Origin of the sequence: Parvibaculum sp. (assembly GCF_035511255.1) — a bacterium.
In the GTDB taxonomy this organism is placed as follows: domain Bacteria; phylum Pseudomonadota; class Alphaproteobacteria; order Parvibaculales; family Parvibaculaceae; genus Parvibaculum.
Map to the genome: position 1 here is coordinate 1 of NZ_DATKFR010000035.1, position 10,902 is coordinate 10,902.

Below are 10,902 nucleotides of genomic sequence, written 5' to 3' on the forward strand. Positions count from 1 at the left end.
GCTGGATCGGCGCGCGCGAGCGTTGGGCTTCGGCGACCATCTGCACGATGCGCGAGAGCATGGTCTCTCGGCCGATCTTCTCGGCCGTCATGATGAAGCTGCCCGATTTATTCATCGTGCCGGCGATCACCTTCGCGCCCGGTTCTTTCGTCACCGGCATCGCTTCGCCGGTCACCATGGATTCGTCGATGGCGACGCGGCCTTCGGCGACGGCGCCGTCGCAAGGCACTTTCTCACCGGGACGCACGCGCAGGCGGTCGCCAATGACGATGGCGTCGAGCGGCACCTCCTCATCCTCGCCATCCGCGCGAATGCGGCGCGCGGTTTTCGGCGCGAGGTCGAGCAACGCGCGAATGGCGCCGCTCGTCTGTTCGCGCGCGCGGAGCTCCAGCACCTGTCCGAGCAGCACCAAGACGGTGATGACGGCGGCCGCCTCGAAGTAGATCGCGACGGCGCCATCCATGCCGCGAAAATTCTCCGGGAAGAGGCCCGGCGCAAGCGTCGCGACGATGCTGTAGCTCCAGGCGACGCCGGTGCCCATCGCGATCAGCGTGAACATGTTGAGGTTGCGCGTGACGAGCGACTGCCAGCCGCGTACGAAGAAGGGCCAGCCGCCCCAGAGCACGACCGGGGTCGCCAGCGCGAGCTGGATCCAGTTCGACAACGTGGCCGAGATCAGCATCCGTCCGATCAGGTGTCCGCCCATTTCGATCGCGAAGACGGGTAGCGTCAGCACGAGGCTGATCCAGAAGCGCCGCTGCATGTCGATGAGTTCGTGGCTCGGTCCTGCATCGGCGGTCGCGACCACCGGCTCGAGCGCCATGCCGCAGATCGGGCAGGAGCCGGGACCGACCTGGCGGATTTCCGGGTGCATTGGGCAGGTATAGATCGTGCCTTCCGGCTCGGGCCTTGTCGCCGCCGGCTTTGCTGCGTCGGCCTTCAGATATGTCTCCGGATCGGCCCTGAACTTCGCCTCGCAATTGGCCGAGCAGAAATACCAGGTCTGACCGTCGCGGCCTGCGCGGTACTTCGCCGTCTCCGGATCGACGGTCATTCCGCAGACGGGATCCTTCACCTCCGTGTCATGCGCGTGGTGGCCATGCTGGTTGTGAGGGCCGTGACCGCCGCAGCAAGCCTGGCCCTTGGGGAGCGAAGCCATGTAATTCCTTTCGTCGGGCGTGATCATCATTTCGTGTACCCTAGGCCTTCCAGTTACTGGAGGGTCAAGCCTGCTTCGGCGATCATGGGCTGTCCGCATCAGAAAATGCCTCTTTTATGTTCAGAATGCTTTTGAATTACGCAATAAAAACAAGGCCTTGCTTCACCTCTTGGAAAGGGGACCTGAGACAAACTCCGGCCGTGCCGCCAGTTTGCGCTTGGAAATCGGCCCGGGGATAAGTGCCTTTGAGCGATGTTATGGGTATGACGAGACAGCAGAGGTTCGCCGAACCGGGGCCTCACCAAGGCCTCGAGCCGCATGTGCCGGCCGATATGTCCTCGCCCGAGGTCTATCGCGGCATGTTCGAGCACGCGATCTGGGGCATTTTCCAGACGACGCCGGATGGACATTACCTCGCCGCCAATCCGGCGCTGGCCCGCATCTATGGCCACGACACTCCGGCCTCGATGCTCGGCGCACTTACCGATATCGGCCGTCAGCTTTATGTCGATCCTCACCGGCGCGACGAATTCGTTCGCCTGATGCGCGAGACGGGCGTCGTCTCCGGTTTCGAGTCGCAGGTCTATCGCCGCGACGGCGAAGTGATCTGGATTTCGGAAAGCTGCCGCGAGGTGCGCTCCAGCCAGGGCGCGCTTCTCTATTACGAAGGCACGGTCGAGGACATCACCGTACGCAAGCATGCCGAGCGGGATCTGCAAGCGGCCAAGGAGCAGGCGGAAGCGGCGAGCCGCGCCAAATCGGCATTCCTCGCCAATATGAGCCATGAACTCCGCACGCCGCTCAACGCGATTCTCGGCTTTGCGCAAATCCTGCGCGACGAAATTCTCGGGCCGATGGGTGAACCCAAGTATCGCGAATATGCCGGCGACATCTATGGCAGCGGCAAGCATCTCCTCGATGTCATCAACGACATTCTCGATCTGACGAAGATCGAGGGTGGGCATCTCAATCTCGACGAGCAGGAAGTCGATGTTGGAAACGTCTTCTCGGCCTGCGAGCGGCTCGTCGCGGAAAGCGCCCGGTCGGCCCAGGTCGACCTCAGGGTGACGAGCCCGCGCGAGCCCATGGTGCTCTCGGTCGATCCGACGCGGCTCACGCAGATTCTTCTCAACCTCCTGTCGAATGCGATCAAGTTCACGCCCGAAGGGAACCGCGTCGCCCTTTCGATGAGCCGGGGCGAAAATGGCGATTGCCTCATCAGCGTGACGGATACGGGCATCGGCATGACGGCCGAAGAGATTGTTCAGGCCTTGCAGCCCTTCCAGCAGATCGACAATTCGCTGGCCCGCCGCTACGAGGGGACGGGTCTCGGCCTCACCCTCACCAAGCTGCTGACCGAGTTGCATGGCGGCAGTCTGGCGCTTGAAAGCGAACGCGGCCGTGGGACCAGGGTGACCGTGTGCCTGCCGGCCTGGCGTGTGATCCAGGACTTCTCCTGATCGGGTCCTGATCGGGAAGCGCTGCCTCTGGATGGTGTATAAGCAGCACTCTGCATAAAATTCAGGCAGAAAGTGCCGTACAACCTGCTTGCGGGAGCCTTTATCGAGGCTTCGCCGCTGGCACCGCTCTTGCTCTCTCTTTTGCCGGTGGCGGCGCGCCCAAGCGTCATGTTTGAAGAGGAGTTGCGATGCCAGGGGCCGTTTTCGACGAAATGGGCCTCACCGGACACGAGGTTCGCAATGCTTATCAGACGCTTCGCGACTGGCTGGGCGAAACGCCGCCCGAGATATTGTCGCTCCGGCGCGAGGAGGCGGAGACTTTCTTTCGCCGCATCGGCATCACCTTCGCGGTTTATGGCGAGGGCGGCGATCCCGAACGCATCATCCCCTTCGACATCATCCCCCGCATTCTCGAAGCCGCCGAGTGGCGGCAGATTTCGGCCGGCCTCATCCAGCGCGTGAAAGCGCTCAACGCCTTCATCGCCGATATCTACGGACCGCAGGAAATTCTGCGCTCGGGCATCATGCCGTCCGACCACGTGATGCTGAACGAGACCTATCGGCATGTGATGCAGGGCGTCGCGGTCCCGTCGGGCGTCTACACGCATATCTCGGGCATCGACATGGTGCGCGTGGGTCCGGAGGAATTTTACGTCCTCGAGGACAATGTGCGCACGCCCTCCGGCGTCTCCTACATGCTCGAGAACCGCGAAATCACGATGCGGCTCTTTCCCGATCTCCTGTCGCGCTACAATGTGGCGCCGGTCGATCATTATTGCGACGATCTCCTGAAGACGCTTTCCTCCGTCGCGCCGCGCAATTGCGACCGGGAGCCGACCGTCGCGCTGCTGACGCCCGGTATCTACAACAGCGCCTATTACGAACATTCCTTCCTCGCCGACCAGATGGGCATCGAACTCGTCGAGGGCCCCGATCTTTATGTGAAGGATGACGTCGTCTTTATGCGGACGACGCAGGGACCGAAGCGGGTCGACGTCATCTACCGGCGCATCGACGATGAATATCTCGATCCGCTCGCCTTCAAGGCGGATTCCGTGCTCGGCGTCGCCGGGCTGATGGCCGCCTATCGCGCTGGCAACGTCAATCTGGCGAATGCCGTCGGCGCCGGCATCGCCGACGACAAGTCGACCTACACTTACGTGCCGAAGATGATCGAGTTCTATCTCGGCGAGCAGCCCATCCTGAAGAACGTGCCGACGTTCCGCTGCGGCGAGCGCGAGGATCTTCTCTATGTGCTCGAACGGATCGACGAGCTTGTGGTGAAGGAAGTCCATGGCTCGGGCGGTTACGGCATGCTCGTCGGACCCAAGGCGACACGCGCCGAGCGGGAAGCCTTTTCCGAGCGCGTGAAAGCGGCGCCGGAAAAATACATCGCGCAACCGACGCTCGCGCTGTCGACCTGCCCCACTTTCGTCGATCAGGGCATCGCGCCGCGCCATGTCGATCTCCGGCCTTTCGTTCTGGCGGGAAAGGAAATCCGCGTCGTGCCCGGCGGGCTCACCCGCGTCGCGCTGCGCGAGGGATCTCTCGTGGTCAATTCGAGCCAGGGAGGCGGCACCAAGGATACTTGGGTGCTGAAGGACTAGTTTCATGTCACGAGCGAGCGCAACGCGATGCTGAGCCGTACCGCCGACAGTCTCTACTGGATCGCCCGCTATCTGGAGCGGGCGGAGAACCTTGCCCGCATCATTCAGGTGACGGACAGGCTGTCATTGATGCCGTCGGGGACGGAGACATCGGGCAGCGAATGGCATTCGACCATCGTCGTCTCGGATTGCGAGGAGGGCTTCTACCGCAAGTACAACGACGCGACGCCGGAGCACGTGATTTCCTATCTCGCCTTTGACGAGGACAATCCGTCGAGCATCCGCCGCTGCATCGAAACCGCGCGGCAGAATGCGCGCGCGGTCCGCACCGCGCTGACGACCGAGCAGTGGGAAAGCCTCAACACGACCTGGCTCGAACTGCCGAAATGGAGCGAGAGCCGGATACGCGGCAGCGGCCTCCACCGCTTTCTCGACTGGGTGAAGGATCGTTCGTTGCTCTTTCACGGCGGAACGGTTGCAACCATGCTCCGTTGCGACAGTTATCACTTCATGCAGCTCGGCACCTTCATCGAGCGTGGCGACAATACGGCGCGCATCCTCGACGTGAAATATCACCTGCTGCTTCCAGAACATGCGGAGGTCGGCGGCGGCATCGATTATTACCAGTGGGCCTCGATCCTCCGGGCCGTTTCGGGCTACCGCAGCTATCACGTGCTCTACAAGGAGGGCATCAGGCCCTGGCATATCGCCGAGTTCCTGATCATGCGCGAACAGATGCCGCGCTCGCTCATCAGCTGCACGGCCAAGATCAAGGACTGTCTCGATGCGCTGGGCGAGGAATATGGACAAAGGCACGATTGCCATCGCATGGCCGGGCAGGTCTACTCGCAGCTCCGCTTCGGACAGGTCGGCGATGTCTTCCGCCAGGGGATGCATGAATTCCTGACGCAATATGTCGAGCAGAACAATCGTCTCGGGAGCGAGATCAGCCGAAGTTACTTGATGTGAAACTCAGAATGCGAATCCAGGTCCGTCACGAAACCGTCTACCGCTACGCGGAGCCCGCTTCCTATGCGATCCAGGCTCTGCGCCTGAAGCCGCGGGACAGCGAGACCCAGAAAGTCCTGAACTGGAAGCTCCAGGTGCCGCCGATCGCAAGCCTGACCGAAACGCGGGACGTCTATGGCAACGTGCTTCAGATGCTCTATGTCGAGCGCCCGCATGACGAGATAGCGATCAGCGTGACCGGCGAGATCGAGACCGCCGACCGCAGCGGCGTCGTCTCGACCCATGAGCCCTTCACGCCGCGCTTCTACCTTCGCCACACCGACCTCACGCTGGCGGATGAAACGATCGTCGATCTGGCGCAAGCGGCGCAATCGGCGTCGGACCGTTCGGCGCTAGATATCGCGCACCGGCTGATGGATGTCGTCCGCGACGCGCTGGATTACCGGATCGGCAAGACCGACGCGACGACGACCGCGGCCGAAGCGCTGGCGCAGGGCTCCGGCGTTTGCCAGGACCACGCCCATGTCTTCATCGCCGCGGCCCGAAGTCTCGGCATTCCGGCGCGTTATGTCAGCGGCTATCTCTGGATCGACGCCAATCAGGAGCATGAGGCGGGGCATGCCTGGGCGGAAGCCCATATTGACGGACTCGGTTGGGTCGGCTTCGATGTCGCCAACAGAATCTGCCCGACCGCTGCCTATGTGCGCGTCGCGTCGGGACTCGACTATCTGGAAGCGGCGCCCGTGCGGGGACTTCGGCGCGGGGGCGGACAGGAGACGCTCGAAGTGCGACTGAAGATCGGCGAGAGCGCGGCACAACAATAACAATCCGGATGCCAAATCCGGGCGGAAGAGATTTATATGACTTACTGCGTTGCGCTTCGCCTCCGAGGCGGTCTCGTCATGCTCGCCGACACGCGCACCAATGCCGGCGTCGACAACATCTCGACCTTTCGCAAGCTGACGACGATCGAGCATCCGGGTGACCGCGTCATCGGCATCATGACGGCGGGCAACCTCGCGCTCAGCCAGGCGATCGTCAATCTGGCGACGGAGCAGGGGCTTTCGCTCTATGACGGAGAGCCCCACGAGACGCTGCATACCGTGCCCAGCATGGTGCGCGCGGCCCAGTTGATGGGTCAGGCGGTGAGGAACGTCTACAAGGTCGACGGTCCGTCGCTCGAGGCGCAGGCGGAACCCTTCAACGTCTCCATTCTGATGGGCGGCCAGATCGGCGGCGGCAAGCTCCGGCTTTTCCAGATCTATGCGGCGGGCAACTACATCGAGGCGACGGAAGACACCCCCTATCTCCAGATCGGCGAGCATAAATACGGCAAGCCGATCATCGACCGCGCCGCGACCTACGACACCGATGTCGGCGATGCGTTGAAGCTCGCGCTGATTTCGATGGATTCGACCATCCGTTCCAATCTGTCGGTCGGATTGCCCATCGATGTGATGGTCTACCGCCGCGACGCGTTGAAAGTGGCGCTCAACCGTCGGATCAAGGATGACGATCCCTATTTCAAGAATATCCGCCAGTCCTGGTCGGATGCGCTGACACGGGCCTATCAGGCGCTGCCGGGCCCTGACTGGGAGTTCTGACCCCCGCCCGCGCCATCTGGTCCGGAACTTGCTCCTGAAGGTCTCACGGGGAGCCGGAACCGAAGGCGCGAAAGCCCATGCCGAACCTGAAACTCATCTCGCAGGACGAGCGCCATTTCGTCCGTACCGTCGACTGGAACCTGTTCGGTCTCTTTCTTGAAATCGTCAATTCAGGCGGGATCAGCGCGGCGGCGCGCCATCTCAACAAGCAGCAGCCGACGATCAGTGCCGGGCTGAAGCGGCTCGAGGAGCATTTCGGCGTCGAGCTTTGCCGGCGCACCAGCCAGGGCATCGAGCTGACGCCAGCCGGCCGGGCGCTGGTGCCGCTCTGCGAAGCGATGATGGGCGCGCTGCGTTCCGCTCCGCATGAGGTCGCCAAGGCCGCGAACCTCGTCGAAGGCGTCATCAACATCAAGATCATGTCGAGCATCGTTTCGCCGGAATTCGACGCCGCCATCGCCGCCTTTCACGCCGCGCATCCAGGCGTCGAGATCAGGCTCGACGTTGTCCCCTGGCGCGGCGTCGTCAAGGCGCTGAAGCTCGGCGAGGCGGAGGTCGGCATCGCTTGCGACAGCGCGCCCGGCGAGGGGCTTCGCTACGAGCCGCTGATGAAGGAAGTGCAGCAGCTTTATTGCAGCAGATCGCACCCGCTGTTCGGCCGGACCGTCGGCCAGCCCGCGTCACTCTGCGACGAGCCCTTCGTGATGACCGGCGAGGACGAGCCCGAAGAACTGGAGCGCTTTCGGCGCCGCTACGGTCTCGGTCGATACGCAGGCGGCTTTGCCGAAAATCTCCATGAAGTGAAACGGCTCATCGAACTCGGCGTCGGCATCGGCTTCCTGCCGACCTGCGTCGCCGAAGAGATCGACCGCGCGCATAATCTCTGGCCGCTGCTTTCCGACGATCTGCTGCCGAGCTATCACGTCTATCTCATCACGCGTGAACAGGACGCGCGCGACACGCCGACCGAACTCTTCCTCGACGAAATCCTGACCCGGCTCAGGGCCCGCCCATCTTGACCCAGCCGGCTCGCCGCTCAGGAGGCGACCCCATAGACGCCGTCTATGGGCGGCATCAGAATTTCATGTCTTCGCCTATGCCCTGCTCCCGGCGCATGCTTTGTGCAGTGCAGTATCGGAATGGGCGCATGGCGAAGATCGAACCGACCATCGAAACTCTTACGGGGCTCTGGAGCCGGTCCCTCATCGACTGGCCGGACGGGCGGAGCGACCGCGAAACCTTCGTCAACTGGATGCAGGGTCCAAGCTTCTATCTCGATCTCCGCCAGCCTCTCGGGCGGCCCGACTGTCGCGAGGCGACGCATCTGCGCGCGCTTGCGCCGGAGCAGCTCGACTGGCTCGCCTCGCAGGAAGGCTTTGCCGGCGAACTCCATTATGCCGATGGGTTCTTCGAGTGGCGGCGCGAAATCGATTTCCAGCCGCAAGCCATCTATTCCGATCAGGGCCGTCTCTGGATGGAGCCGGACATGATGGTCGAGGAGGGAAAGGACATTCCCTATATCGAGCACTGGCACCGCGAACCCATTGTTCCCGATCCGGTCTGCGCGCTTCGGCTCGACGATCCGGCGAGCGGCACGCGCGCTTACCTGATGCGGCTCGGGCCGCTTTTCATGTATGCCCGCGCGCGCCGCGCGCCCATGCCAGCCGGCCTGCATCTCCAGGACTGCGTGGCGGGGGCGGGCAGCCTCGTGGAAGCGCAGGACCTCGTCGATTGCGAAATTTCACAAGGCGCAATCACGGGCGCGGGCTGGATCATCCAGCGCTCGAGCCTTCCCTATCGCGAGACGCAGCGCCTCGATCCCGCATGGGCGGCGCGCGCCTCCGGCGCGCTCATGCTCTCCGACATGACAGCCGAGGGACGTCCCGTCACGCGGCAATGGCAGATTCTCGAAGCACAGGGTGCTCTCGACGCTTTCCCCACCGAGGGAAACGTCAAGGCGGCCCTTTGATGGAGCCGAAGATGGCAAAAGGAACAGCTTTCGACCGTATTCCACTGGTGGATGTCGCGCCGCTTCTCGGCGACGACATGGAAGCGAAGAAAGCCGTCGCCCGCGAGATGGAGAAGGCGGCAAGCGAAGTCGGTTTTCTCTACGTCACCGGACATGGCATCGCGCCGGAGATGATCGAAAGGCTGCAGGCAAAGGCCGCGGCTTTCTTCGCGCTGCCAGACGACGTGAAGAAGAAATATTACATCGGCAACTCCCGCGCGCATCGCGGCTATGTGCCGACGGGCGAGGAGAATTTCTATTCCGGCGACGTGCCGAGCGTAGACAAGAAAGAAGCCTACGATCTCTCGATCGATCTCGCCGAAGACGATCCCGATCACATCAAGGGTTACCGGCTTCTCGGTCCGAACCAGTGGCCGGCCGAGGTCGACGGTTTCAAGGAAGATGTCTACGCCTATTACGAGGCGGCGATCTCTCTTGGACGGGCATTGTTTCGCGGCTTCGCGTTGGCGCTCGGCCTCGAAGAGACTTATTTCGACCGCTATCTGACGCGGCCGCCGTCGCAGCTGCGTCTGGTCCATTACCCGGAAGCGGAAAGCTTCGACGCCTCGGCGATCGGCGGCAGCGACAGCAATTTCGGCATCAGCCCGCATACGGATTATGAATGCTTCACGATCCTGCATGTGACCGCGCCAGGCCTCGAAGTCGTCAATGCCGACGGGCAGTGGATCGACGCGCCGCCCGTGCCGGGGGCTTTCGTCATCAACATCGGCGACATGCTCGAGGCCATGACCAATGGCCGCTTCATCGCCACCGCGCATCGCGTGCGCAAGGTGCCTTACGAAAGGTTCTCCTTCCCGCTGTTCTGCTCGGTCGATTACGACACGGTGGTCGAGCCGCTGCCGCAATTCATCGAGCCGGGCGCGGCGCGCACCTATCCGACCTATGTCGCGGGGGATCATTTGCTCGCGCAGACGATGCGCACCTTCGCCTATCTCAGGAAACTCGAAAAGGCCGGGCTTCTCGCGATCCCCGAGTCCGAAAAGACCGGCGAGACCTTCTTCGGTCGCAAGGAGCGCGCCTGATGCTCAATACAGAAAAGACAGCAGTGGAAATGCCTCAACCATACGGGATCGCGGGACGCGCACCCCGCGACATTGAAAGGACAGATCATGTTTAGGCTGCCGAAAGTCAGAAAGACCGTATTCGCGTTTCTTGCCGCCGCCCTGATGGCCGTCTCCGCCGTTCAGCCCGCCGCCGCCGCTCCCAAGACCTTCAAGGTCGCCTGGTCGATCTATACGGGTTACATGCCCTGGGCCTATGCGGAGAAATCCGGCATCCTGAAGAAGTGGGCCGACAAATACGGCATCAAGATCGAGCTCGTGCAGATCAACGATTATGTCGAGTCGATCAATCAGTATACGGCGGGTCAGTTCGACGCCGTCGCCGACACGACGATCGACACGCTGACCATTCCGTCGGCGGGCGGCGTCGATTCCTCCTTGATCCTGCTCGGCGACTACACCAACGGCAACGACGCGATCTTCCTCAAGGGCAAGGGCAAGACGCTGGCCGACATCAAGGGCCAGAAGGTCTATCTGGTTCAGTACTCCGTCTCGCACTACATGCTCTGGCTCGCGTTGAAGCAGGCCGGGCTGAAGGAAGAAGACATCACGACGGCCAACATCGCCGACGCCGATTTCACGGCCGCCTTCTCGACGCCGGAAGTGAAGGCGCTGGTCGCGTGGAACCCCGCCACGAGCCAGATCAGGAAGATGTCCGACGTCTCGGAAGTCTTCGACTCGTCCAAGCTGCCCGACGAGGTGCAGGACATCATGGTCGCGAACACGGCGACGCTGAAAGCGCATCCCGAGTTCGGCAAGGCACTGGCCGGCGCCTGGTACGAGACGCTCGCCCTCATGCAGAAGAACGACAAGGAAGGCATCGCGGCGCGGACCTTCATGGCGGCGGCTTCCGGCACCGACCTCGCCGACTTCGACGGACAGGTCAAGACGACCGCCTTCTATTACGACCCGGCAAAGGCCGTCGCGCTTCTCAAGAGCGAGAAGATGGTCGCCATCGCCAACGACGTGCAGGAGTTCAGCTTCACCCACGGACTTCTGGGCAACAAGGCGAA

General features: G+C 62.5%; 10 protein-coding genes. 9 read left to right on the top strand and 1 reads right to left on the bottom strand.

Annotation, left to right across the window (positions count from 1 at the left end):
• Positions 1–1,189 (bottom strand): HAD-IC family P-type ATPase (locus VMR03_RS01150; protein WP_325401444.1); only part of this gene is annotated, 1,189 nt, incomplete at its 3' end.
• A gap of 227 nt (positions 1,190–1,416) precedes the next feature.
• On the opposite strand from VMR03_RS01150, the gene VMR03_RS01155 reads away from it, so the two are divergent.
• The 9 genes from VMR03_RS01155 to VMR03_RS01195 all read left to right on the top strand — a co-directional run.
• Positions 1,417–2,619 carry a PAS domain-containing sensor histidine kinase gene (locus VMR03_RS01155; RefSeq protein ID WP_325401446.1) on the top strand — a complete coding sequence of 401 codons (1,203 nt, stop codon included), beginning with the start codon at positions 1,417–1,419 and terminating at the stop codon, positions 2,617–2,619.
• A 188-nt stretch (positions 2,620–2,807) separates the two neighbouring features.
• Positions 2,808–4,226 carry a circularly permuted type 2 ATP-grasp protein gene (locus VMR03_RS01160; RefSeq protein WP_325401448.1) on the top strand — a complete coding sequence of 473 codons (1,419 nt, stop codon included), beginning with the start codon at positions 2,808–2,810 and terminating at the stop codon, positions 4,224–4,226.
• Between the two features lie 27 nt (positions 4,227–4,253).
• Positions 4,254–5,195: an alpha-E domain-containing protein gene (locus VMR03_RS01165; protein ID WP_325401450.1), complete on the top strand. Its 942-nt coding sequence runs from the start codon at positions 4,254–4,256 to the stop codon at positions 5,193–5,195.
• 8 nt (positions 5,196–5,203) lie between these two features.
• Positions 5,204–6,019, top strand: a complete 816-nt coding sequence (locus VMR03_RS01170; RefSeq protein ID WP_325401452.1) for a transglutaminase family protein — start codon at positions 5,204–5,206, stop codon at positions 6,017–6,019.
• 36 nt (positions 6,020–6,055) lie between these two features.
• Entirely contained in the window at positions 6,056–6,799 is a 744-nt protein-coding gene (locus VMR03_RS01175) for a peptidase (RefSeq protein WP_325401454.1), read from the top strand.
• A gap of 77 nt (positions 6,800–6,876) precedes the next feature.
• Entirely contained in the window at positions 6,877–7,818 is a 942-nt protein-coding gene (locus VMR03_RS01180) for a LysR family transcriptional regulator (RefSeq protein WP_325401456.1), read from the top strand.
• Between the two features lie 128 nt (positions 7,819–7,946).
• The gene (locus VMR03_RS01185) at positions 7,947–8,768 is read left to right on the top strand and encodes a hypothetical protein (RefSeq protein ID WP_325401458.1); all 822 of its coding nucleotides are present in this window, start codon (positions 7,947–7,949) and stop codon (positions 8,766–8,768) included.
• An 11-nt stretch (positions 8,769–8,779) separates the two neighbouring features.
• Entirely contained in the window at positions 8,780–9,850 is a 1,071-nt protein-coding gene (locus VMR03_RS01190; protein WP_325401460.1) for an isopenicillin N synthase family dioxygenase, read from the top strand.
• An 87-nt stretch (positions 9,851–9,937) separates the two neighbouring features.
• On the top strand, positions 9,938–10,902 hold a 965-nt coding region (locus tag VMR03_RS01195), incomplete at its 3' end, for a putative urea ABC transporter substrate-binding protein (RefSeq protein ID WP_325401462.1).

Excerpts from the sequence above, each read along its gene's own strand:
- VMR03_RS01155 (WP_325401446.1), top strand. The coding sequence starts at position 1,417 with ATGGGTATGACGAGACAGCAGAGGTTCGCCGAACCGGGGCCTCACCAA.
- VMR03_RS01160 (WP_325401448.1), top strand. The coding sequence starts at position 2,808 with ATGCCAGGGGCCGTTTTCGACGAAATGGGCCTCACCGGACACGAGGTT.
- VMR03_RS01165 (WP_325401450.1), top strand. The coding sequence starts at position 4,254 with ATGCTGAGCCGTACCGCCGACAGTCTCTACTGGATCGCCCGCTATCTG.
- VMR03_RS01170 (WP_325401452.1), top strand. The coding sequence starts at position 5,204 with ATGCGAATCCAGGTCCGTCACGAAACCGTCTACCGCTACGCGGAGCCC.
- VMR03_RS01175 (WP_325401454.1), top strand. The coding sequence starts at position 6,056 with ATGACTTACTGCGTTGCGCTTCGCCTCCGAGGCGGTCTCGTCATGCTC.
- VMR03_RS01180 (WP_325401456.1), top strand. The coding sequence starts at position 6,877 with ATGCCGAACCTGAAACTCATCTCGCAGGACGAGCGCCATTTCGTCCGT.
- VMR03_RS01185 (WP_325401458.1), top strand. The coding sequence starts at position 7,947 with ATGGCGAAGATCGAACCGACCATCGAAACTCTTACGGGGCTCTGGAGC.
- VMR03_RS01190 (WP_325401460.1), top strand. The coding sequence starts at position 8,780 with ATGGCAAAAGGAACAGCTTTCGACCGTATTCCACTGGTGGATGTCGCG.